The organism is Paenibacillus taichungensis (assembly GCF_003287275.1).
GTDB lineage: Bacteria > Bacillota > Bacilli > Paenibacillales > Paenibacillaceae > Paenibacillus > Paenibacillus taichungensis_A.
In genome coordinates, this window is the sequence record NZ_QEVW01000025.1 from 198894 (window position 1) to 224194 (window position 25301).

General features: G+C 47.7%; 14 protein-coding genes. 2 read left to right on the top strand and 12 right to left on the bottom strand.

Annotated features, from left to right (window positions below):
* Positions 1–99: 99 nt before the first annotated feature.
* Entirely contained in the window at positions 100–417 is a 318-nt protein-coding gene (gene trxA / locus DC345_RS28280; RefSeq protein WP_036605788.1) for a thioredoxin, read from the bottom strand.
* A 263-nt stretch (positions 418–680) separates the two neighbouring features.
* Between trxA and DC345_RS28285 the strand changes: the two genes are divergently transcribed.
* Positions 681–836 carry a YqzM family protein gene (locus tag DC345_RS28285; RefSeq protein ID WP_090810527.1) on the top strand — a complete coding sequence of 52 codons (156 nt, stop codon included), beginning with the start codon at positions 681–683 and terminating at the stop codon, positions 834–836.
* A gap of 116 nt (positions 837–952) precedes the next feature.
* On the opposite strand, the gene dnaI is transcribed toward DC345_RS28285, so the two are convergent.
* The 11 genes from dnaI to DC345_RS28340 all read right to left on the bottom strand — a co-directional run bounded on the left by dnaI (position 953) and on the right by DC345_RS28340 (position 22240).
* Entirely contained in the window at positions 953–1903 is a 951-nt protein-coding gene (gene dnaI / locus DC345_RS28290) for a primosomal protein DnaI (protein WP_053783224.1), read from the bottom strand.
* Positions 1904–2133: 230 nt separating this feature from the next.
* Positions 2134–4914 carry an alpha-mannosidase gene (locus DC345_RS28295; RefSeq protein ID WP_113055982.1) on the bottom strand — a complete coding sequence of 927 codons (2781 nt, stop codon included), beginning with the start codon at positions 4912–4914 and terminating at the stop codon, positions 2134–2136.
* A gap of 4 nt (positions 4915–4918) precedes the next feature.
* The gene (locus tag DC345_RS28300; protein ID WP_113055983.1) at positions 4919–8092 is read right to left on the bottom strand and encodes a beta-galactosidase; all 3174 of its coding nucleotides are present in this window, start codon (positions 8090–8092) and stop codon (positions 4919–4921) included.
* Positions 8089–9408 (bottom strand): glycoside hydrolase family 125 protein, encoded by a 1320-nt coding sequence (locus tag DC345_RS28305; protein ID WP_113055984.1) that lies wholly within the window; start codon positions 9406–9408, stop codon positions 8089–8091. The genes DC345_RS28300 and DC345_RS28305 overlap by 4 nt, the downstream gene beginning before the upstream one ends.
* A 292-nt stretch (positions 9409–9700) precedes the next feature.
* Positions 9701–12808, bottom strand: a complete 3108-nt coding sequence (locus DC345_RS28310; RefSeq protein WP_113055985.1) for an alpha-mannosidase — start codon at positions 12806–12808, stop codon at positions 9701–9703.
* Positions 12809–12812: 4 nt separating this feature from the next.
* Positions 12813–15161 (bottom strand): glycoside hydrolase family 3 N-terminal domain-containing protein, encoded by a 2349-nt coding sequence (locus tag DC345_RS28315; RefSeq protein ID WP_181586761.1) that lies wholly within the window; start codon positions 15159–15161, stop codon positions 12813–12815.
* 34 nt (positions 15162–15195) lie between these two features.
* Entirely contained in the window at positions 15196–16050 is an 855-nt protein-coding gene (locus DC345_RS28320; protein WP_258530908.1) for a carbohydrate ABC transporter permease, read from the bottom strand.
* Between the two features lie 84 nt (positions 16051–16134).
* Positions 16135–17064, bottom strand: coding sequence for an ABC transporter permease (locus tag DC345_RS28325; protein ID WP_076290895.1), 930 nt, complete (start codon positions 17062–17064; stop codon positions 16135–16137).
* A gap of 75 nt (positions 17065–17139) precedes the next feature.
* Positions 17140–18612 (bottom strand): ABC transporter substrate-binding protein, encoded by a 1473-nt coding sequence (locus tag DC345_RS28330; RefSeq protein WP_076290896.1) that lies wholly within the window; start codon positions 18610–18612, stop codon positions 17140–17142.
* Positions 18613–18894: 282 nt separating this feature from the next.
* Positions 18895–20409, bottom strand: a complete 1515-nt coding sequence (locus tag DC345_RS28335) for a response regulator transcription factor (RefSeq protein WP_113055987.1) — start codon at positions 20407–20409, stop codon at positions 18895–18897.
* Between the two features lies 1 nt (position 20410).
* A complete protein-coding gene (locus tag DC345_RS28340; RefSeq protein WP_113055988.1) occupies positions 20411–22240 on the bottom strand; it encodes a sensor histidine kinase in 1830 nt (609 codons plus the stop codon).
* 211 nt (positions 22241–22451) lie between these two features.
* On the opposite strand from DC345_RS28340, the gene DC345_RS28345 reads away from it, so the two are divergent.
* The gene (locus tag DC345_RS28345) at positions 22452–25208 is read left to right on the top strand and encodes an endo-beta-N-acetylglucosaminidase (RefSeq protein WP_113055989.1); all 2757 of its coding nucleotides are present in this window, start codon (positions 22452–22454) and stop codon (positions 25206–25208) included.
* The last annotated feature ends 93 nt before the right edge of the window (positions 25209–25301 follow it).

The window sequence follows — 25301 nt, forward strand, 5'->3', positions numbered from 1 at the left end:
CTTATAATAAATAGTATATCTTATATTGTCCTATATGAAAGTATTCGACGCAAAACGCCCCCGGCGCATAACCGGAGGCGTATGTGAAATCTTGGTTAATTATTGGTGTTTTTCGATAATTCCTTTGAGAGCATCTTTCGAGTTCAGACCAACCACTTTATCAACCGGTTGACCATCTTTGAAGAAGATCAATGTTGGAATGCTCATTACGCCAAAGCGGGAAGCGGATTCCGGATTTTCGTCCACATTGACTTTAGCAATTTTCACTGCATCGCCAACTTCGGTGGACAGCTCTTCCAGGATTGGAGCGAGCATTTTACAAGGACCGCACCAAGGCGCCCAGAAATCAACAAGAACCGTTCCTTCGCCTTCGACTTCAGCGTTGAAGGATTGATCGGATACGTTAACAATAGCCATGAAATTGTCCTCCTTATATATACTTACGGTTTATTTTAACCTGTAACGTCGTGAACGACACTTCCAGTATAACACAGGTACTCTAATGTTGTGAAATGAACACATCAATGTTCATCTTCCCAACATCAAATCTTCACAATTGAAGAACTTGCAGGTTCACTGCAAAATCTTTACAAACGCTTTCTTTTCCAAGTATACTAAAATTACTCCGGGCTGCAGCTCCCTGTAAGGGCGAGTTGTTATCCCCATAAGGAGGCAATACCATGGATGCAAATGTGCGGATCAACGACCCGCGTGAACATGTGAACGAGGAACCCCGTAACGATCTGTTTGATCTGATAGCGGGTGTTGCTGGCATGGCCGGCCTGATGACGGTTATCTTTTTCGGAATGGTGATTTTCAAATTTATCACCGAATAGGAACTTCAGGCTGCACGCAGGCCAAAAAAGCCCGGTTTTCGCGACGATGCGAAAGCCAGGCTTTTTTTGGGACTATAAGAGTAAAAAATAGATCAGATCGGTAACATAAGTAGAAATTAACGTTTGCCCCGCTGATTCTCACCCCGAACCGAGATGACATCAACAAACGGACGAATCCGGTCCATCAAACGCTGGCCTTTGTTCATTTCCTCGCCGTCCCTGCTGGTGAAGCTAAGATGTTTCTCCAGCCCATCCAAGTTATAGTTGGACGTGTAAAATGTAGGTTTGCGATTCATACGGTAGTTCAGAATGGAACCCATCACATGATCCCGAACCCAAGGGTTCAGATTCTCTGCCCCAATATCATCAAAGATGAGCAGATCACAGCTTTTCAGAATATCCGTCGTTTCCTTCAGCTTGTTTCCTTCACTGATCATGGATTTCAGATCCTCCACAAAATCAGGCATATAGATAATAACACCTGTGTGGCCCACAACCGCGAGTTCATGCAGCAGATAACACATCAGAAACGTCTTGCCCGTTCCAAATGATCCTTCCAAAAACAGTCCTTGCGGAGACAATCCATTCTCCTTGGTGTCGTTAATATAACGCAGAACCTGGTTCACCGCCGGAGCACGCATCCGATCCTTGCCCATGATTTCCACATCGTTATATCCTGCATTGAGTGCACGCTCGTCCACATAGAAGCTGCGGATTCTTTGCTTGATAACATGCTCATTTTGCCGGGCGATATGTTTGGAACAAGGTGCTTTTTTATCTATAATTTCGGGTTTACCGTTAAAATGCTCTACTTCCAGTTTGCAAAAGTGACCCTGGAAATCGTTAGGACAGTTGTCGAGCCCCGGACAGTTCGCACAGTTCTTCGAATCTTTGGCATACTGATACAGCTTGCTCAGATCGGTAATAAGCTGTGCATCTTTCAGTTCAGGATGACCTGCGCGGAATTCGCGTACGTACGGATCTTCCATCAATTCCGCCGCAATCCGCCGCGACTGTTCACGAAAGGAAGGATTCAGCTGCTGAAGCAGTCCTCCCAAGGATTCCATGGCTTCAAGCCCCCTTAATAGTTTCAATATAGAATGAACAATTGAATTTTACGATGACCATCATGATGGCAGGGTAACCTTCGATCGCTTGTAATTCTACTGTTCATTCTATATAAACTTGAGGAATAACTCAACATTTTCAGCTGGAAAAAGCATTATCCATTCCATGACAGTACACAGAACTTCGGTTAGTCAGTACACAAAAAATTGATCCGATCACGCTTGGAAAATTAACGACGCAACCCCACCGTAACAATCTCACAAGGTCCCGCTTGAAGAGCCCATTCTTTGCTAGTCAAGGCAGTTGAAGATTCATTTATCATCGAAGCATTCAGTTTGCCTGTCTCTTCTTCCAGAATGTTGCTCTGATATGCATCTTCCAATGCTTGCGGGATGGACTCAGAAGCAGCAAACTTCAACCCAGTTGTATTCGACCCCATATTATACCAACGCAACATCAGATCACCCGAATCCTCGTTCACCTTCAGTGAAGAAAAAGCAAGACCGTCCCCTTGCCACTCAAACGGTGAGTTGCTCGGCGTCAGGAATCCCGGGTGCACGTTCGTCTGAGCCAAAGTCCATGGAATCTGGAACTGATAAGCTTCAATGTACGCTCCGGAAGTTGCTCCGTTCCCGTCATGAGGGATAATCTCCAGTTGGAAGGAATGCTCACCAAGACACTGAGCTTCCGGTGTAGGGAACAATCCCCAGTCTCCAAGCTCTCCCACCGCACGAAGCAATGTCACGGCAATCGTATTCCGTCCATCCTCAAGAACCTCATATTCATTCAGCCCCAGATTGGCTACAACCAATCCAGCCTGATCCTCACTCACATCAACAAAACTTTGCTGATGCTGGGTATTGCTCGGATTCTGCCATTCCGGTGCAGGCGTATTATCGCGAGTAGCAATTTCGAACATCGAGTCAACGTGATGAACAGCAGCTGTCAGATCCGTCGGGAAGAGTGCCCGCACCCGATGATCCTTCGCCTGATTGTTAAAGGTTGTTTCGAGCTTGATGCCTTTTCCACTGCGGCTTAACGACACAATGGTTCGGATCTTGAGCGTAACCATTTGTTTGGAACGTTGAGCTTTGCGATGCGGATAATAAATCAGTTCCCGCTGCTCACGATCAAGCGTTTCGTCAGCGGATTCAGGAATTTCCCAATGATGAACAATTTCGTACGAAGCTCTGTAAGGCGCATCTTCAATAACACGAATTTCGGCCCGAAGATCCTTCGTAGTCAATGCTACTTCGTTCTCCGGTTGCTTGAACATGTACTCATTGCCGATATCACCGACATTTTCATACACGCCAAGATCTTTATACGTCCGGCCTGTCCGTTTATCCGTGAGTGCAAAAGACCCGTTGTCTGCAATAGTTACGTTAAAATATTCATTTTCCATGCCACGTTCACCACGCAGCAGTGTATTTGAATCACTCGCAGCATGGCTGTCCATGCGAACCAAGGCATACGTCTTCAGGCCAAGTGCAGGCACATTCTCTGCTTCAAAGGTGATTCTCACCCGACGACAGCTATATGGCTGACGGAATCGATCATCCGGCAGATCATAGCCGAATTGCAGACCCAGATCTTCTACCGTACACGGAACCGGGTTGCCTTTTTCATCCACCAATATACGACCTGACAGGTCGATGGCGTTCATTTGGGCTGCCATATCTTCCAATGAGAAGCCTTCACGGAAGTACAGACGGGCCGCATCCAGTTCAATCTGAACCACACCGCTGCGCTCCCATCCCGATGTGTTAAACACAACCACAGGCCGCGCTTCATCACCATATCGTTCAAAGGTTGAAGTATCCACAGCTGCAGCGATTTGGCTGGTGCTATCCTCAATCAGGGCCTCAGCGACATGACGGCTCTTATCAAACCGGGTGACCATCTCGCGATGTACCTCGTCAACGCTACAGCCACAGATGCTGTCATGCGGATGATTCTGCATCAACGTTTTCCAGGCATAGGTAAACTGATCATGAGGATATGGATGACCTAGCAGGTGCGCGTACGAAGCCAGTGGCTCAGCCACTTTTTCCAACATGGCTTGGCCCAGCTGGTTCATCTGTTTCAGATAAACGCGTGCCGAAGCCGTGTTCACCAAAGTGCCCCAGCCATCGGTACGCTGGCTGCGCAGCTCTCCTTTTACAACAGACAGTTCCTGAACCGCAGATGCTTTCAACGCTGACAGATAGTCCGGGAAGTTGGAGTGAACAAACTCGATGTCGGGATACAATTGTTCAGCCATGCGGATAGCTTCAGGCAGATCCTTCTGAATCGGTTGGTGATCACACCCGTTCATGTACAGCAATTCATTGGTCGATGCATATTTCTCCGCGTCAGCCAGCTTGGTTTCCCAGAACTTACGAGCTGAAGCTTCGTCCACTGGAACCTCATTCCCGTTAGAGTACCAGTTGGCAAATAAAACACCGAGCACTTTAGATCCATCTGGCCCTTCCCACATCAGCTCTGAGAAACTGGATTCGTATCCATCGTCAGACACCATGTTGTTGAAGCCCGTTGGCTTCACGCCTCGCCCAAAAAAGACATTATCGATGCCAGATTGCAGCATAAGCTGCGGTGTCTGACCCACAAGTCCGAACGTATCTGGGAAGTATCCGATCTTTGAAGGTGTTCCATAACGTTTGGCATCCCGATGTCCAACCTGCATATTACGTACGTTCGCTTCACCACTGGTCAGGAAGGCATCCTGCAAAATATACCAAGGCCCTATGACAATACGGCCATCGCGAATATGCTTCTCCAGCCGTTCCTTCTGCTCAGGTCTAACCTGAAGATAGTCATCGATGATGATCGTCTGGCCGTCCAGGTAAAAGCTTTTAAAATCCGGCCCTTGATCGAGCTGATCCAGCAAGGCATCCACCAGTTGCACCAATCGCATATGATGCTTCTCATACGGCAAATACCATTCCCGATCCCAGTGCGTATGAGAAATAATATGCGCTCTTTTTGATTTGCTTGTTGGTTTGGTCATTGTATTATTCCCCCTCTACCTCTTGTTGTACAATCTCTACTTCATCCGGACGATATACGGCTTGCAGCTGTCCGGCAGCATCTGTGGCAAACAGCACCGAGCGATTTTTCTCCAACAGGAACGTATACAGGACTCCCGTACGTGTGTCTCTGACTTTCACCTCATGATTCAAAGCAAACTCCGATACAAATACGTACAGATTCCCTTTCGGAAAGCTCAGCTTCCGGCCATAAATCCCTGCCAAATCACCGCCGGATATCCATTCCAGTTCATTTTCAATACCAGCCACTTCTGATGCATATTGATACAGGTCAGCCAGCGGCTCATCCCGGCCGTTCAACTCCAGCGGCAGCGGGCTCCAGATCAACTTGCCTTTGCCTAATGGCAGTACTACTACTTCATCAGGTGTATGATTCTCCGCATGAAGCAACGTTTCCTTCGCCACCTCGGCAATCCGGCGACGACCATAAGTGACGCGGTGATTCACTCCGTTAATATTCAGCATTTCTTCTCGCTGTACGTTGCCCAGACTGCGCTGGCCGACAAGATGATCTGCCCGATCACTTCTCTTCCAATAAGCATCCAACCCGAGTGGTCCAGTGATAAGCAGCGTAGCTCCCTCATTCTCCGCGAAGTTCAGCAGCTCGCTTAACGCATCGCTGTCCATGTTGTGCGGACTCGGAACCATGATCAGCTTCGGAGGCTGCTGCTTCAATGCCTCCAGATGATACTCGGATACCGCCCGGAATGGCTGCTTCAGCTCATATGCCATCACACGGGTCAATTTTGTGGTTGCATCGTAAGCCAGGGAACGGTTTGAGAAATCGTTGGAATACGGGAAGACCACTGCAATGTCCTCCAGCTCGCGATCGGTAAACAGGTCTCGAATCTGCTCCATGAATCGGCCAAAATCGTAAGACACATCGGCTTCAGGTTTTTCCGTACCATCCGCTCTCAGCGCTCCAATATGAGATTCATTGGCATTATCCATATAGAAATTCGTATTCCAGATCCATTGCACAGCTCCGGCTCCGCCTGTTGAGAAGGCATAGGCGTATTTGCGCTCCAGAATGCTGTGAAGCTCTTCCTCTGTACGTTTGGCCCGGCCATCCGGGGTTTCCACATACATGATCCCTGTCTCCTGAATGAGATTGGGTTTATGTGGTGTTTTGGCGAAAATGCCGTCCCAGATCAGGTCATCGTTGAGCCACCAGGAATGCACGGTTGTATAGTCCACTTCACGCTCGTAGAAGAACGGTGAAGGCCGCTGTGCTCCGAGAGCTTCATCCTGCCCCACGGTAACCAGATGGTGGGGAACAAGATCCTTGATCGTGCCTACAAGCTCTCTCGCCCAAACATTATGCATCTCCATCGAGAAGAGACAGTAATCAAGCCAGCGTGTTCCCTTTTTAGCCTTGTGCATGTCCTGTACATCAAAATTGATTTCTTCCGGTTCAGGAATGACTGCTGCGGTAAAGTCCGGCAGCTGCTTAGGTGACATGTTCCATGCCTCCTGCAACGCTTCAATCGTCTGATGCCGCTGCTGAAGCCACTCGATAAACGCCTGCTGCTCATACGAATCTCTTGCCGAACGTGGCCCATCAGAGAATATGCGCACAGGATCAAACATCGACGGTTCATTAATCAAGTCCCAGTCCACATGTGTGGAATGTCTGTGACGACTAACAATGCTGCGAATGAATCGTTTCTGTGCATCTACACTCTGCGGGTCCAAATATGGATTGGTTCCTTCCCACGTCTCGGGTGTAAAGGAGAAGAAGGTAAACGTCACTTGAAGACCATGCCGTTTTGCCGTTAACAGGAACGCATCAATCGCACGCAGTACATCCTCGGACATGTGACCATCCACCTGCATCATGTTGCGATAGGCCGTCCAGATTCCGGTCCGAATCCAGTTAATGCCGGCTTTCGCCATCTGTGCCATATCCCGATCCCACACATCCGCATTGGGAAGGAACAGGAATTTCCGAGCCACGTCTGAGGTCATGTAAGTCATACCAACAACAGGCAATGGACGACCGTCTTTGATAAAATAATCTCTGCTGCGTGTGATGACTTCCCCTTCTGCCAACAAGGCTGCGTCCTGACCCCAGAAGCCCTGCCGCAGTATGCGAACTTCTCCATCAGGTGCCTGAACACGACCCACGATTCGGTACAGTCCGCTCTCGATTGAAACCGGAAGAAGAATGCGTTCAAAACGCTGTTCGCCGGAAAGTTCCAGCTTCAGTTGATGACTCCATACTTTCTCTACCGTGCCGTTTGTACGATCTTCCCGTTCAACTGTTAGATCAAACGTCCAAAGTTCCGGCTCACTTCGTCTGCTGCCCGCACGCTGTAGAATTTGGGTTTGGAGGATCAGTGAAGCTCGTTCACCCAATTCATACGAAGCATAGTTCGGCTTCAGAGATAGCTCGGTTACACCTTTGGCGCAATACTGCGCCCAGTTCACCATTTCGGCTGCTCCGTTCTGTTCCCAGAAGGCAGCCGTCAAAGGCAGATGCACGAACAGCCAGCGCGAACCGGCAAACGTACTGCGGGAGTTTTCCCATAATACGATTGGGGCAGCGATGCTGCGACCATCCTTGCTGCGGCCGCGGAGCAGCGGAGAAATCTGCGTGCTCATCGGACCTGAGGAACCCATCTGGTGTGGCAAATCGCTTGTTTTGGTTGTATGAGGTACCAGATTCCACGTATCCGCACTTTCGAACAGTCCCTCCTTGCCTGCAAGAAGGGGAATATCTTCTGATGAAGCAAGTGAATCCACTTTGGCTGCGGATACCTTTAACGCCTCATGAATATAAAGTTCCTGGTGATACGCCGTTTGTTCCGACTCGGTAATCCATGCCCCATTCTCCTGACGAACAGGACGTTTGAATGGTGCGCCACCAATGTTGATCAGACTTCCGCCCTGATGAAGAAAAGCTGCAATTTCGGTCCAAGCAGATTTAGGAAAATAAGGCGCATGCAGGTTCACAAAACATCCTTCACCTGCCGACCCGCTCAAAGCCGAAGCCAACTCATCCGCGCCCACAACAATGATCTCTTCCGAGGTTTTCCATGAATCAAGAGCACCTTGCGTTGGCAAAGTGCCTTCCACCGGAAACGTTGGATCAGAGAAAATAATCAACTTGGTTCTCTTCACCTGTGCGCTGCTCATAGCAAACCATCCTTCATGGATTTATAGACCAACTGGGAGAACAGGCTGTTGGACCAAGCAAACCATTTTCTCGTAAAAATCGTCGGATCATCGGCATGGAAACCCTCATGCATATATCCTGTATCCGCATCCGTTGCTTCCAGCATCCCAATGATTTCGAGCTTTTCTTCAGCAGACTGGGCCGTCAGTCCTTGCATGGACAGTCCCATATGCCAGATGTAATCCGGCGGTGTATGCGGGCTACCGATTCCTTTGGCTACTTTGCCTTCATAATAGAACGGATTCTCTTTGCTGAGCGCAAAACGTCTCGTATTCTGATAGATCGGATCATCCGCTGTGACGTAACCAAGATAAGGAATGGACATCAGTCCCGGTGTACCTGCATCATCCATCAGGCAGTAGTTGCCGAAACCATCCGTCTCATAAGCATAGATCGGACCGAATTCAGGATGACGGTAAATACCGTACAGCTGAATACCATGATCTACTTCCGCCTCCAGATCCTTAAGCTCCTGCAGGAACTCCATGTCCCGGAATACCCACTCCGCGAACTCCTGCATCTGACGCAGGGCAACGACGGCAAACATATTGCCTGGAATGTTGTAATGGAAATCGCACGCATCATCACTGGAACGGAAACCGGACCAGATCATGCCTGTGTAATTGACGGGCATGCCTCGTCCGTTATTACGGATTGAATCCGTAGCAATGCCGTTATTGCGAGTAAAGCTGTATGGCGATTTCTCCATGTGATGCTGCTCCACCCGGAACAAATCCACGATTTTGCGCATGGCGGCTTTGAAGCTGGAATCGAAAATATCCGTCAGTTCGGTTTCTTTCCAATATAAATAAGCAAGACGCACAACAAAGCACAAAGAATCAATCTCGAATTTGCGCTCCCACACCCAAGGTGACATCTCGGTCACGTCGGTGGTGTTCCAGTGCCAGTCATTGGCTGTCTCGTTGAAGGCGTTGGCATATGGATCAATATGAACGTACTGGATGTGGCGCTTGATCAGACCGCCGATAATACGTTGCAGGTCTTGATCTTCCTTGGCAAATGGAATGTAATGCACCACTTGCTCCACGGAATCACGCAACCAGGAAGCTGGAATATCGCCAGTGATGACAAAGGTCGTACCGTCATCCATTAATTTCGTTGTTGTTTCAATCGTATTCGGGAAACAGTTCTTGAATAGTTGAAGCAGCTTCGGTCGATGCGCCAGCTTCTGCTCTGCTTCTTCCATTACAGCCTGAACGGCTTTTGGCAATGCAACAGGTGGCATTGGGATTTTGGGTAGTCTGAATTGTTCCATGTATGAGTGCACTCCTTAAACAAATTGAATGGTGTAGCCGTAATAAGATAAACCCATTAACTGTACACTAGGACACTACGATTGCAGTACCATCTCCCGATCGCTGTTATCCCCAGATTTTTCTGATTCCCTTCTCCAAAGGGAAAATCCGGGGATAGCGTATGCTTCCGATGTAGCTTTCTTTCAGAAAGCTTTTAGGCGAACACTCCGTTTCTCCATCTGGTTCTGCCCTCTCCGTTATCGTGTACATGTTTTAGTTCATCTTACATAGCTCAAAATATATCAAAAAGGTTTACCGTAGCAGCACGGTTTTTATTTCGTAAGGTTTAAAAGATAAAGTAATCTGACCATTGGTGGTATCCAAAGGCTCGCCCGCTTCTTCCAAGGCACTGGAGAGATAAGCTTGTTCATATTCATGCGGCCATTGCAGCGTCACACGTTCACGGGTGCCCGAAGACTCATAGAAACGGAGCACTGTGCCCTGTCCATCCTCTGCCGGTTTGACCGTATCCAAAATGACATGGCTACTGTCGAATTCAATCCATGCTCCAGTTGCCGGGCGTTCGCCTGCGTTCTGGTCCACCTGATGCACAGGCACTTCATGGTTCAATTCGGCTGCCTGACGTACCGTATGTGCACTTCTCCAGTCGCCTTCATGTGGATACAGGGAATAGGTGAAATCATGTTCTCCGATATCCGCAGTCCGGTCAGGCCATCTCGGTGCACGCAACAAGGAGAGACGAATGGTGCTTCCCTGTACGTCGTATCCATATTTGCAATCATTGAGCAGACTGACGCCATATCCGTGCTCGGCGACATCTGCGAAGCGGTGTCCGCACACTTCATACTGGGCTTGCTCCCAACTCGTGTTGCGATGAGTTGGACGCTCCAATGCACCGAATGGAATTTCATAGGTTGCTTTGGAAGTCACTATATCGATCGGGAAGCCCACTTTGAGCAATTTATGATCTTCATTCCAGCTTACATGGGTGTTGAAATCGATTCGTCGATTGTCATGATAGAACACCATATCCTGTGTTATCACAGACTGATGAAGCTTCCACTGAAAACGAAGTACGTCCTTCGTGGTGCCCGCCAGAACCAGCTTCTGCTCCAAGAGCTCCACTTCTCCAGCAACCTGAGCCTCATAACGGCTATCGATATCCCAGGCGTCCCAGAGCGTCGGACGGTCATGGAAAAAGTGAAATTGATTGCCGCGTTCACCTGGCTTCAGAATCTCGCGTTCTGCTGTCTTGTCCCACAAGCGGGATATCTCGCCACTCTCATTAAATTGAACATGGTAATACGCGGTTTCCCATGTATCTGTAAAGTTCTTTTGCCCAGCAATGCTGGTCATTTCCCGTACATTTGTTTCCCTTGCATTCTCCGGTACAAGCCAAATCGTCTTATGACCCAACGCTGGAATATCCGTCACCAGAACCGAAATTTGGCTATCTTCCCGATCCATGCGCAAACGCTGACCTTCTTCATCGATGACGTATCGATCCAATCCATCGTGCATTTGAAGTTGAACGACTTCACTTCGATTCCAACCAAGGCTGTTGAACACAACATAAGGAATAGAACCCTCTGGCCCCTGCGTGTTAATCCCTCTCGTTAATGCAGCAACACCTTGATTCAGTCCTGCTCTACCCAATTCAAATACCCGGACATATTCCTCGTCTGAAGTTACATACGATTCGGTAATTGCAGAGCCTGGGATAATATCATGGAATTGATTCAGTAAAATCAGCTTCCATCCATCATGCAGCGCTGAACGTACTTCAGCATCCTGCTGTGGCTCCATATCCGGTAGGGCAAGTGTGTTCCAGAGCTCCGCTTCGCGATAAAGCACCTCAGCCTTCCGATTGTTGCGCTTATTGCGACCATGGGTCGTATATGTACCCCGGTGAAGCTCCAGATACAAGTCTCCATGCCACTTCGGAAGATCAGGCTGTGCCTTCTCGATTCCGTCAAAAAAGGCTCCGGCGGTACTATAACCATTCTTCGGTTGACCCACCATCAACTCGGAACGATCCACGTACTCCAGCATCTCTCGCGTCACGCCGCCACCACCATCGCCATGCCCGTACAGAAGCATATGCTCAGGATGCGCCGCCTTCTCGCGGTAAGACTGCCAATGATCATGAATGTCCTTCGGCAAGGTATGCTCGTTTACACCATGATTGAGATAAGACAGGATGGGCGTACCATCAATACCTACCCAGTGGAACAAATCATATGGAAATACGTTCGTATCATTCCATCCGAGCTTGGTCGTCATGAAATACTCCACATTGCCATGCTTCAGGATCTGAGGCAGGGAAGCACAATAACCAAATGTATCTGGCAGCCATTCAATCTGTGATGTTTTGCCGAATTCCTCCATATAGAAACGCTGACCATATAACATCTGACGAATCAGGGATTCCCCGCTCGGAATGTTCAGATCCGGCTCCACCCACATCCCGCCAACCAGTTCCCAGCGTCCTTCAGCGATGCGCTTCTTCACCCGTTCATACAGTTCGGGATCATGTTCCTTCAGAAAAGCATACAACAAAGGCTGGCTCTGGGAATAAACATAATCGGGATATTCATTCATAAGTGCATCCACCGTGGAGAATGTACGACTGGTTTTGCGCACCGTCTCACGTACAGGCCACAGCCAGGCAATATCAATATGTGATTGCCCCACCATATGCTCCAGGCCTTCGGCGTTTCCACCAATCTCTCGCACTTCATGGATCAATCTTTCTTCGATACTGTGGATGTCATTCCCCTGCTTGACAGCCTCTTCTGTCAGACCTACAAATTGATCCATCGCCCGATAGATCGCTTCCAGCAGGCGTACACGGCGAAAATCACTTTCCGGAAGCAGCACCGCTGAATCACGCACAATCGTGACCGTATACATAAGGCTGCGGACAGGTTCATTTGGTCGCACCAATAAACTGCTAATCGATGTAATTGGAGGCTGTATAACCGCCTGTTGATTCAATGGATCGACAGGCTCGGGTACCGGATCGAATAGCTCAATCTCAAGTTCAGGCTGAGCCCCTATTCGGGAAGGGTCGAGTGTTACATACGTATGATTACGATCCAGCCCCTGATAGGAATGTCCATTCACCCGAAGCAAGCCTTCCCCACCGGATTCAAACACAAGTCCGTAAGGTTCTTTCTGCCATGAGGCAGGTACATCCAGCCGTGTCCGGAAGAAATAGGTCGTTCCCTGATCACTCGGGAAACGATTCAATCCCTCCCCTTCTGGATAAGCCTTCTGATCCTCGTATTGTCCTGGTACTTTATAATAAGCGCGGCTGATGTCCCAGCTACGTAGCTCCATTTGCTCCAACCACTGACGTTCGGACAACTCGCGAATAAATCGTCTGATGCGTTCCATTTTCTTACGCCTCCTCTACCGTCAGCTCGGCGAACTGCGTATCTTTCACATGTCTTCCGATATGAATATGGAATTGTCCTGGTTCAACAACAGGCGTGAGATCACGACCGATATATTGCAGCTGCTCCGCTCCAATATGGAAGGCTACAGTCTTCGTCTCTCCAGGTTCCAAAATCACTTTTTCAAACCCCTTCAGCTCTTTGGCTGGACGTGCCACACGGCTAACCACGTCGGATACATACAGCTGAATGACTTCTGCACCTCTGCAAGATCCCGTATTGGTGACTTCCACTGATACGGTGACTGTCTCGTCGGCCGTCATCGATTCTTTACTTAGCTTCGGCTCACTGTAATCAAAAGTAGTATAGCTAAGCCCATATCCGAATGGATAACGAGGCTCCAGATCCTCTTCCAAATAACGCTTGCCGCGTGAACGTTTGCCATTATAGTAAATCGGTAATTGACCCACATGCTTCGGAATGGATATCGTCAGTTTGCCGGACGGGTTCACTTCACCGAACAAGATGTCCGCAATGGCATGCCCACCCTCTTGGCCTGGGTACCACGCTTCCAGAATGGCATCGGCATGTTCATCCACCCAAGGCTCGGTGATCGGGCGACCGTTGATGTAAACAATGACAAGTGTTTTGCCAAGCTTGTGAATCTCTTGAATCAGCTCCAGCTGGACTCCTGCAAGCCCAAGCGTCATGCGGTCAATGCCTTCTCCACACTCCATGTCATTCCATGAGTTATCGGACACATTGGAGGCACCTGTCTTCAGATCGATCGTTCCTTCACCAAAATCACGGGCACTCGAGCCGCCAACGACCATGATAACCGTATCGGCCTGACGTGCAGTTTCTATTGCGTGCTCGAACCCTTCTCTCGAATCACCCTTGATGCGACATCCCGGTGCATAGAGCACCTGATTTTCACTATTCGATTGTCCAGCTGAGTCTTCCTCTTGGTGCCCACTCTCACTTACGGCAAGCTTACTGCGGATGCCATCCAATACTGTAGACACTTTGGACTTCGGTTGGGGAGATGTATAATCACCCAACTGGTTGTAGGCTTGGTCTGCATTAGGACCAATGACAGCAATTCGGCCCGCTGTTGCCGTCGACAGAGGTAACGTTGCAGCTTCATTTTTGAGCAAGACCACACCTTCTGCAGCCAATTGGCGTGCCAGTTGAATATGTTCTTCACTGCCAATGACTTCTGCCGCTCGATTGGCATCCACATAAGGCTGCTCGAATAATCCCAGCTTGAATTTCAGTGCCAGCACACGGCGGACAGCCTGATCCAGTATTTGCATTTCAAGTTTGCCTTCCGAGATCGCTTGCACCAGATATTGTCCAAACATCTCACCGGACATTTCCATATCAATCCCTGCCTGAATGGCCTGAACAGATGCTTCCAATCCATCTGCCGCCACATCATGCCCACTTGCGAGCATGTTGATGGCACCGCAGTCCGTAATCACCAGACCGTCAAATCCCCAGTCTTTTCGCAGAACGTCATCCAGCAGTTCCGTATTAACCGTACACGGGATACCGTCGATTTCGTTATAAGCCGGCATAATGGATTGAGCACCTGCTTCAACAGCTTTGCGGAACGGATACAGATCTACTTCCAGCAGCTCACGCCAGCCCATGTGCACCGGTCCCGCATTGCGTCCACCTTCCGAACTGCCATAACCGACAAAGTGTTTCAGTGTAGCCGCGACCGCATCCTCTTGGTCCAAACGCTCACCCTGAAGTCCTTGCACGGAAGCAACAGCCAACTCACCAATGAGATACGGGTCTTCACCAAAGCATTCCTCGGTACGCCCCCAACGTGGATCACGTACAACATCCAGTACTGGAGAATACGTTACCGCACCACCTTGAGCACGCGTCTCGCGAGCGACCGCCCGACACATGTCACGGTACAGATCCACATTCCAGGTACTTCCCAAGAGCAGAGGAACGGGATAGACCGTACCGTCAATCGCCATATGTCCGTGCGAGCATTCCTCTCCGATCAGAATGGGAATCCCCAGTCTGGAATGCTCTACAGCATGACGCTGAATGAGGTTTACAGCTTCTGCCCCTTCTCTGGCAGACAATCCATTTTCAAGCGTAACACCCGTCCATGGATCTGCACGAAGTGCACCGTACAGGGAGCCCACGCCCCCGTTTTCCACCTGCTGCTTAAAGGAGTCATTCAGCGTGATGTTTCCTTGATCATTCGTATATGTCTGCCAACCAAAAGGCTGGATGAGTTGACCCGCCTTTTCTTCCGTCGTCATTAAGCTCAGCAGATGTTCTACTCGCTCTTCCACGGATTTACTTTTATCCTTATACATCATCATCCTTCGACGCCTCCACCCTATAGAAGTGATTCGGTTACTCTTTGACAGCTCCGACCGTCAGACCTTGTACAAAGTAACGCTGGAAGAACGGATATGCGAAAATAATCGGCAACGTAGCGAGAACCACCATAGCCATCCGTGAAGTGTCCTGCGGGATGGATTGCATCGCCGCCAAACTCATCGAGCTGTTCGCCGAGTTCTGCTGGATGAACTGGATACTGGACTCGATCCGCATCAGCATCGATTGCAGCGGTACGAGGTTGGGATTATCGATATATAATAGTGCATTGAACCAATCGTTCCAGTAACCGAGCGTACTGAACAATCCGATTGTCGCCAACCCTGGCAGCGATAATGGAATGACAATTTTCATAAACGTATAGAATTCTCCGGCTCCATCAATTTTCGCGGATTCAATGACTGCATCCGGCACACTGGTTGAATAGAACGTACGCAGGATCATGATATAGAAGGCATTCATTGCGAGCGGCAGAACCAGTGCCCATATGGTATCTTTCAAATGAAGAAGTTGGGACACGACCATATAGGTCGGAATCATCCCGCCGTTAAACAACATGGTCAGAATGGCAAATATGGAGAAAAATCTCCGATAACGGAAGCTCTTGCGGGATATCGCATAAGCATACAGCGACATTAGAATCAGACTGATGATGGTACCCAGTACCGTCACCAGAATGGTTACCCCATAAGCACGCAGCAGCGTGTCACCACTCTGCCACACAAACTGATAGGCTGCGAGACTCCATTCCTTCGGAATCAGTCGATACCCGTCACGGGCCAGTGCTTTCTCGTCCGTGAACGAGATGATCACTACAAACACGAAAGGAAATACACAGATTAAAGCGAATAGTCCGGCCAAAATATTCATAATGACGTTCCAGCCATTGGATACATGATGGAAGTCGCGTTTTTTTACGATTTGAGCCACAGTGGTTCACTCCTTTCCCTTATCCTAGAATAGGCTGCTATCTTTATCGATTTTGCGTACAACATAGTTGGAAATGATAACAAGCACGAAGCCTACAACGGATTGATACAATCCGGCAGCGGTACTCATGCCAATCTCACCACTTGTTTTCAAGCCACGATACACATACGTATCAATAACATTGGTAACAGCATACAACGTACCCGAATCCCTTGGAACCTGATAGAAGAGACCAAAGTCGGCATAGAAGATGCGACCCACAGCCAGTAACGTCATAATAATAATGATAGGTGAGAGCAAAGGAATCGTAATGTTGCGAATCTGCTGCCACTTATTGGCGCCATCGATCATTGCTGCCTCATACAGCGACCGATCAATCCCCAGAATGGAAGCGAGATAGACAATGCTGTTGTACCCGATCGTTTTCCACAAAGCTACGAACACCAGGATATACGGCCAATACTTCGCTTCCGAATACCACTGAATCGGTTCAACACCGAACCACCCAATAATCTGGTTCAACATCCCCCGGTCCATGCTCAGGAAGCTGAACGCGAAATAACCGACAATAACCCAGGATAGGAAATACGGCAGGAACATACCTGTTTGATACAATTTGGCCAATCGTTTATTGACCAGCTCCGAGAGCAGAATTGCCAAACCTACAGCGAATACCAGCCCCAGAAATATAATGGCAAGGTTATAAAAAAGCGTGTTTCGCGTAATGAGCCAAGCATCGTTGGTGCTGAACAGGAATTTAAAGTTATCCCAACCCACCCATTCGCTCTTCATCAGACTGGCCCAGAAGCCTTCGCGGCTGAAACGATATTGTTTGAATGCTGCTACTGTACCAACCAATGGCAAGTAGGAGAAGAAGAAGAACCAGATGGCGCCTGGTAGCACCATGAACAGCATGACTCGGTTTCTAATCAGATTTTTCAAAAATGCGGTCATATGGAGATCCTCCTTCAGGCTTGAATGAAAAAGGATCGGGCGCAACAAGCAGCGGCCCGATCCCTGAATTTACCCTTACTTATTTGCCGCTCTCCAGGCATCAAGCTGGGTTTGGGCTTCAGCCATCACTTTTTCAAGTCCGGCTTGATTGAACTTCTCAATCACTTGCTCCAAATTGTTCTCTGGGTCCAGCGTACCTGTCATCAATGCGGCCCAGTATTGCTCTTTGACATTCTGCACTGCTGTCAGTTCCGACGACACTTTGCTTGAGTCAAAGTTAAAGCTCAGAATTGGGGAATTTACACCCTCTGCATTAAACTTCTTGAACTCATCCCATTTGTTATCCGGGTCATTGTTGTTCAGATACAACAACATGTTGTTACCGAGAGAGTAAGAAGGCATATCATAGTTCTTGGATTCAGCCAGATTTTCCATGTGCGTGTCATCCACTTTTTTGTAGTGAACGCCCTCAATACCGGAATCAACCATATTGCGCAGCACTGGATCCGTATTCAACAGGTTCAGGAACTCCATTGCTTTCTCCGGATATTCGGAGTTGGCTGAGATAGCCATGATCGAACCTTGTACAGACGTGTTGGTGATGATCGCGTCACTAGCTGGTGTGGAAACTACCGGGTATCCGTAGCTTGCTGACCACTGGTTGTCCGCGAGCGGTTGTGTCTGTGCACGATCCAGGAACCAGTTGCCTGATGTGGTCAGGTCATTGGTGGAGCCTGTTGTTGCAGCTTCTGGTGATACATAACCAGCTTTGTAGTACTTGCTCATCGTTTTGAGAGCTGCTTTCATTTCCGGAGTATCCAGAATGTTCACAATCTTGTAATCCGTCGTATCCAGTTTGATTGCCATTGGCAAGTTCTGAATGACGTAGTCGTAAGGAACATAAGGAACGAAGTTTTTATCCATTCCAAATGGAGTCACGCTTGGCTCATTTTCCTTGATCGTTTTGAGCAAAGGCTCCAGACTGTCCAACGTACGGATATTGGAGATGTCCATTTTGTATTTATCAAGCAGCGTTTTGTTGAAACGCCATACCTCTTGTTGAGGCAGCTCTTTGTTGGCCGGAATTCCGTAATTGTGTCCGTCTACTTTCGAACCACTCAGGAATGCAGGATCAATCGTTTTAATAAGGTCCTGACCATATTTAGGGAGCAAATCATCAAGCTCTAGGAATGCGCCCTTTCTAGCATTTTGAACATAATCGAATCCGCCGGAAGAGGTGAACAGGATGTCCATTGGCTCGCCGGATGCTACGTTAACTTGCATTTTTTGCGGATAGTCACCCCAGTCAACCATTTTCATCGTTACTGTGGCATTAATTTTTTCTTTCGTGTACTTGCTGACTTCTTCCATCACTTTATTAACATCTTTCTGAGGGGTACCGATGGTGTACCAAATCAGCTCGACAGGAGCCTCTCCTGCTTCCCCTGATTCTGAAGCATCCTTGCTTCCTCCACAGGCGCTAAGAACGAGTGTAACCGCCATCAACAATGCAAGTACGAGAGAAAAACTTTTTCTTTGTTTACTCATTTCCTTGATCCTCCCTTTTCGTGTTCCCTTTAGCTCTACAAACTAACTGCTTTAACCTTATCGAATGAAAGCATTTTCAAAAAGAAGATAAACTTAATATTTCGAGGTACAAATTAAAGAGAAATCCGTACCGATTCATTAATTTGTACCTATTTGAATAAATCGCTTACATCAAAAAGACATACTGAGTAACATTTGGCAGCAACTCCATTGCATGCCCTCCTGTCCCCAGAATGTCTCATTTATTTCAATCCACTGGTCCAATCGGTGATCCACTGAAAATTATCCAAAAACCTTAAAATCGGTAGGTGAAATTCCCACATACTTGCGGAACTGTTTATAGAAATACCCGGTCTCCCAGTACCCGACATTCCTTGCGATCTCATGCACTTTCAGATTCGAATTGCGCAGCTGTTCCTTGGCACGTTCAATCCGGTATTTATTGATATACTCGGCAAAAGTCTCGCCCGTCTCCTTGTGGAACAGTTGTCCCAAATATACCGGATGAAGATGGTAATGAGCACCCAGCAGCTTCAGCGAAAGCTCTTCTGCGTAATGTTTGTCAATATGTTGAAGCACCTGGTTGACGATTGGATTCTTTAAATCCTGAAGCAGAGACTGAATCGTCTCCGAACCAACCTGCTGCAACGCCTGCACGAGTTCATCAAACGTTCCGCTGTCCAATACAAGGCGAAGTCCACGTTGGTAAATAGCCGATTCATCCGAATGTTTGATGCCCTCCAATTCCATCTTGAAGCGAATGACCACTTCCAGTGCGATGTTCTGCAACTCAGCCGGAGTAACCCCGTCGCGGTGCTGTTCAAAATCGACCCGAATTCGCTCCGCAAGCAGCTCTGCATTACGGGATAGAATGAGCTTCGCGTACTCCTTCCAATCGATCGAGAAGGAAGAAGCAGAGCTTCCCACCTTCTCCAATATGGCATGATCAATCACTTTAAGGTCAGGATAGATCATCACATACTGAAGTGCCTTTTTCGCCTCCTGATAGCTTGTAGGCGCATGGTGAAGTCCACGCATCAGACTTCCTGCCCCAATCAGAACAGCAGGATGTGTCTCACATAGAGCAGCCGATAATGCCTGAAGGCACTCCATAAATTTCTTTTTCTCGTCCTCACCTGCATGCACATTGGCAACTATGACGATATCTCCATCAATGTCATGAAATACGTTCACATAGGACTTTTCCTTGAGCATACCCTCCACTCGCTCGAACATGCCGGATACTTCTTCTTTAGTTCGCAGTATAGCTACTGCAACATCGGGCGCATCCAGCGAAAGGTTCAAGAACTGTGCGCGTTCCTCGAATTCCGTGGCCGCAATCTGTCCCGTCAGCCATCGATGAAGGATGTTGTCTTTCAGAATCTGAACACCATAAGCATCATCCGTTTGAGGAGACAACGCATGGTCCAGCTTGGAAGCCGTATTGCGAAGCGTCGATTCCAGTTCTTCCACATTGATCGGTTTGAGCAGGTAATTTTCGATGCCCAGCTGCATGCCCTCTTTCAAATATTCAAACTCATTGAAACCACTTAAAATAATTACCTTGATGTCAGGCTGCAATTGCCTTGCTTCCCGAATCAGATCCAGACCATTCATGAATGGCATGGATATATCAGTAATCAGAATGTCCACAGGCTGCGCAGACAAGGCGTTTAATGCGGCCTGTCCATTGCCTGCATGGCTTACAATTTCCATATCGAACGATGACCAATCCAAAATATCGTACAAACCTTCAATGATGAACGGTTCATCATCCACAATAAATACCTTGTACATATTAAATACCTGTCCCTTCTGTATGAGGATAACGAACCCTGATCAGGGTTCCTTCTCCGAGTGTACTTTCTATCGTGATGCCGAATTCCGGTCCATACAGGAAACGCAAACGGGTGTGAACGCTGCGCAGTCCGAACATTTTACCCGACTCTTCCGGACGTTCCAGTTCTTCTAAAATTTCAGTCAGGCGCTCAGGCTCAATGCCTTTACCGTTATCTCTGACCTCTACCTGCAAAGCGTCGCCCAGTTCTTCAACAACGATCGTTAATTGATTATCCGAACGTTCTGTCTGAATGCCGTGCACCACATAGTTCTCAATAATCGGCTGCAGGGAGAGCTTGACCACCGGATGGTGGTTATGCACAGGGTCCAACTGAATCGTGTACATGAAAATATCCTTATACCGGATTCGGAACAATTCCAGATATAAACGGCAAGCTTCCATCTCATCCTTGAGGGTATAATTTTTCTTCTGTTGAACAAGGCTTTTGAATAACACGGACAAACTGTAAATCATCTCGCCGACATCCTTCGCACCTTGCGAAATCGCCCTCATCCGGATGACCTCCAGCGTGTTATAGAGAAAGTGAGGATTAATCCGTGCCTGGAGAGCGACCAGTTCTGTCTCCTTTTGTTTGATCTCGGCTTTGTAGACGCGTTCAATATATTGATTAAGTTCATCCAGCATATCGTTGAAACTGTGCGAGATCTGTCCCAGCTCATCATCACGGGCATCATCGATACGTGCTGTCAGGTTGCCATATTTCACCCTTTGGGTGAAACGAATGATTCTCCGAGTGCGTTTGGCAAAATTAATAATGAAAAACGCCGGAACCAGTACTGCAAACAGGATACATATGATGCTAATCGAAACGATTGTATTGCGTGTACCCGCGTAGGCCTCAGCCATCTCATCCACAGGAACCGTGCCAACGACTACATATCCCTGATCCGCCGAGACAAACTTGTTCACATACATATTTTGCTCCTTTTTCATCGAGTCCATATCCGTCTGATCAAACAGGGAATCGGCCACATTGATATACGGGTACTTCTTGCCGTAATAGTTACTGTTGGAATCAAACAATACCGTGCCTTTGGCTGACAGCACCACAATTTCTCCCTTGAGATTACTTTCATAACTATCCAAAGCGTTGCCAATACCTGCTGAGTCAAAGAATACAAGGAACTGACCCAAATTTCGAAGGGTCTGTGTATCATTAATAGGCACACGAATCGCATACAGCGCCGGGTCCCATTGATCAATTTCTTTACGAATCCAATAGTTTGGTGCGCTGATATTCGGTGTCTCCATCGCCATCACGTCAGGAATATAAGAATGAGCCACATTGGTGTTTAGCTTTCTGAACTGCTTATGTTGATTGAAGGAGGACAGATCCTGCTGTTCGGCACTATATAACATCACTTGATTGATATCCGAATTGCGATCCATAATATTCTGAAAATGTTTCAGTACATCAGCGGAGTAATCATCCTGATTCGCATAATAGCCATTCGTCAGATGCTGTACATACTCGGCGTACGTGTGGTTCATCAGATAGGTAATATTGGCCGATAACGCCTCATTCTGATGCATATCCCTCACCATGTTCTGCACCGATTCATACTGCTGATGAATATATCGGTCAACACTCTCCATCGCCGCTTTCTGGATCGCCAGTTCTCGGCCAATCGTGGCATCGGACACTGACAGGAAAATGATATAGGACAAGGTAATAATCGTTACAATGGAAATCATGGAGAAGATGAACAGCATCTTCATAAACATATTATTTTTAAAGAAATTTTTGTAAACGCTAACAATTTTCAAGTCACATGTTCCCTCCGATGCTGTTTTCCTGTCTAAAGTATATCATCTGCCTTCTAACATTAACTTGTCACCTGGAATTTTTCTTTAGTTTATACCTATGTTTCTTTAATTTCGCCCTATATGAAAATGCTTTCATGCCCTATCGTTAACCATAAGTTTATTTTTGTGTAAAAGAATACCTTACATTCATTCGACTTGAAGGAGGAACAGCATGACACGCAAACACAAACCCAAAGGCTTTATCCCCAAAGTAACCGCAATGGTTCTCACTTCCGCTCTGCTTGGACAAGTTATTGCCTCATCCGTTTATGCCGGAGACACGCTCCCTTACACAGGTGACAGCGCCAAGGGAGTAAATCAGCCTTATCAGCATGGCTACACCGCTGCCCAGATCCTGAATTGGACACCCGAAAGTGATATCCATGGTGATTTGCTTCGTGCTCATGTACCTTTGCAGCCCCGTAACGATGCCTTTGCGGCTACGCAGGCTTACCCCGAACTCAGCCCGGACACCCAGCTGTTTACGATGAGTGGCGATTATGGCAATTCATTCTTTGACAGCACCCCGTACACCAATGAATTCAGCGAATACCTCTTTAATTATTGGCAGTACACAGACTATTATAGCTATTGGCATGGTATGGCTTCTGCTGGCGTGCCTGAGGAATTGTACGACCCCAATAAGGAATGGACGGAAAAGTACTTTGAGTTTGGCATTTTGAACATTCCTAATCCGGCTTACACCAATGCTGCACACAAAAACGGTGTCCGTTCCATCGCCAACATCTTCTTCTCAGACAATGATCGTGGACCACAAACCTACAAGCAGATGCTTGTGCAGGATGAAGAAGGGAATTTCCCTGTCGCTGCAAAGCTGGTCGAGATGGCACAGTATTATAATTACGACGGATACTTTTTCAATCAGGAAGAGGTTGCCAAAGGCGTTGCACCTGAAGACATCGCTTCCTACAAGAAATTTATGAAGTATTTAAGAGACGAAGGACTATATGTTCAGTGGTATGACTCCACCATCAATACAACGGGCAAAATTCAATACCAAAACCAGTTTAATGGACTTAATAGTCCATTTGTGCAAGATTCTGCATTAGGCAGAGTCTCGGATTCGATCTTCCTGAATTACGTATGGAACCATGACATGCTGCGTGATTCGCGCGATCATGCCACAGGTTTGGGACTTGACCCACTGGAAACGGTATTTGCCGGTGTCGAAGGTGGGAATGACCAGTTTGGCCGTTGGAAGCAGCTCTACGATCTGCGTAACAATCTGGACGAGAACGGTCAACCGATGAACAGCATTGCAACGCTTGGTGCCGACTTTACCCATAATGCCCTGGATGAAGAAATGGGAGATGGCAGCACGAATCATAGAGCCGAAGATGAGTACCAATGGATGACCTTTGTGCGCGACCGCGCTTGGTGGTCAGGTCCAAATCAGGACCCAACCAATGCACGCCGTACGACATCCGTTGATCTATCCGACGTGTATGCTTCTGGTGCAAAGTGGGACGGCATCGCCGCTTACCTCACCGAACGCTCCGTTATACACGGCTCCAATTTTGTGACCAACTTCAATACAGGCCACGGTCTGAAATATTATGAGGGCGGAACCGTCTCCAATGCAACCGAATGGTCCAATATTAATATTCAGGATATCCCGGTTACCTGGCAGTGGTGGATGGATAGTCAAGGTGACAAACTCACTGTTGATTTTGACTATGGTCCAACCTATGAAAAAGGTGCTCGTTATACTTATGATTCCGTTGGTGCGTTTACTGGCGGCAGTTCTCTTGTCGTAAATGGAAGTCTGGATACGGACAATTTCCTTCGTCTGTACAAGACGGATCTGTCGATCAACGCCCAATCCAAACTGGAACTCGCCTATAATAAACCGTCTGCCAACGACGCTTCCTCCATGTATGTCGGACTGATATTTGAGGATGAACCAACCAAAGTGGTCAAAGTCAAAGTACCAGATTCAGGTCAGCACACGGCAGGCTGGAAGACAACTTCACTCGATCTGAGTGCATACCAAGGGAAGACTGTTGCAGCTTTTGGTCTATCCTTCAATCCTAACGGAACTACGATTGAAAAATATCAGATGAACATTGGTGAGATTCGTATATCTGACGGTTCTGCCGCCAAACCCGATGCTCCAACCGGATTCCATATTACCAAAGCACTGACCAACACCGACGAGTTGGTTGTCGAATGGGATATGGAAGATTATTCGAAGGTTAAGCAATATAATCTGTATGAGAACGGCGCTTATGTCGGCGGTGTGTATGACTCCACATTTTATATTAAAACGCTCAAACATCCCGCTGGCAAATTGTCCATTCGTGCTGTAGGCGCAGATGGTACCGAAAGTGAAGCAACCGTCCTGTCCTATGATTTGAATAAAGCTGTTCAGGACATTGATGTTAAATTCAAGAACAATGGCGATGCTATTGTCAGTTGGAAAAACCCGAAGAAGAACCCAGGTAAAGATCCGATCCAGCTTACACTCCAAACGGAGTACACGAAGGAACCTTTCACTAAGACGCTTCAAGTCAAAAAAGGAAAACAGTCTGCCATTCTGACAGGCCTTCCGACCAATGGTGAACATTACGTCCTGAATATTGCCCTTGGCAAACAGAATCCAGTCACAACGACCGGACAACTGGCAGATACTCAGATTACACCATACACCAAAGAAAAGGTTACGGTAAAGGATGGAAAGTACACGCTCGCATTGCCTGATTTGGAGGATTGGTACAAAATCTATGTCTATGAAAATGAGGTAGCACGCGAATTCGGAGTAACTTACGTTTCGCAGAAATTCCCTTATATCATTCGGGGTAGAACGAAGCTGAGCGAACTGACATTCACGCCTGCATCCACCACGAGCTCCCTGAAGCTCGTTATCGAAGATTATGCCGGCAATAAAGCAACGACAATTCTGCGATAAAAGATTCACAAGGTTAACCGACTTCTAGGCGTCGAGAAAACAATAGAAAAATTCAGCCCTTTCGCTTCCCTACAGGAAGTCGAAAGGGCCTAA

Coding starts and splice junctions, on each gene's coding strand:
- DC345_RS28295 (WP_113055982.1), bottom strand. CDS start 4,914: ATGACCAAACCAACAAGCAAATCAAAAAGAGCGCATATTATTTCTCAT.
- trxA (WP_036605788.1), bottom strand. CDS start 417: ATGGCTATTGTTAACGTATCCGATCAATCCTTCAACGCTGAAGTCGAA.
- DC345_RS28345 (WP_113055989.1), top strand. CDS start 22,452: ATGACACGCAAACACAAACCCAAAGGCTTTATCCCCAAAGTAACCGCA.
- DC345_RS28300 (WP_113055983.1), bottom strand. CDS start 8,092: ATGAGCAGCGCACAGGTGAAGAGAACCAAGTTGATTATTTTCTCTGAT.
- DC345_RS28335 (WP_113055987.1), bottom strand. CDS start 20,409: ATGTACAAGGTATTTATTGTGGATGATGAACCGTTCATCATTGAAGGT.
- dnaI (WP_053783224.1), bottom strand. CDS start 1,903: ATGGAATCCTTGGGAGGACTGCTTCAGCAGCTGAATCCTTCCTTTCGT.
- DC345_RS28325 (WP_076290895.1), bottom strand. CDS start 17,064: ATGACCGCATTTTTGAAAAATCTGATTAGAAACCGAGTCATGCTGTTC.
- DC345_RS28315 (WP_181586761.1), bottom strand. CDS start 15,161: ATGATGATGTATAAGGATAAAAGTAAATCCGTGGAAGAGCGAGTAGAA.
- DC345_RS28310 (WP_113055985.1), bottom strand. CDS start 12,808: ATGGAACGCATCAGACGATTTATTCGCGAGTTGTCCGAACGTCAGTGG.
- DC345_RS28330 (WP_076290896.1), bottom strand. CDS start 18,612: ATGAGTAAACAAAGAAAAAGTTTTTCTCTCGTACTTGCATTGTTGATG.
- DC345_RS28305 (WP_113055984.1), bottom strand. CDS start 9,408: ATGGAACAATTCAGACTACCCAAAATCCCAATGCCACCTGTTGCATTG.
- DC345_RS28320 (WP_258530908.1), bottom strand. CDS start 16,050: ATGAATATTTTGGCCGGACTATTCGCTTTAATCTGTGTATTTCCTTTC.
- DC345_RS28285 (WP_090810527.1), top strand. CDS start 681: ATGGATGCAAATGTGCGGATCAACGACCCGCGTGAACATGTGAACGAG.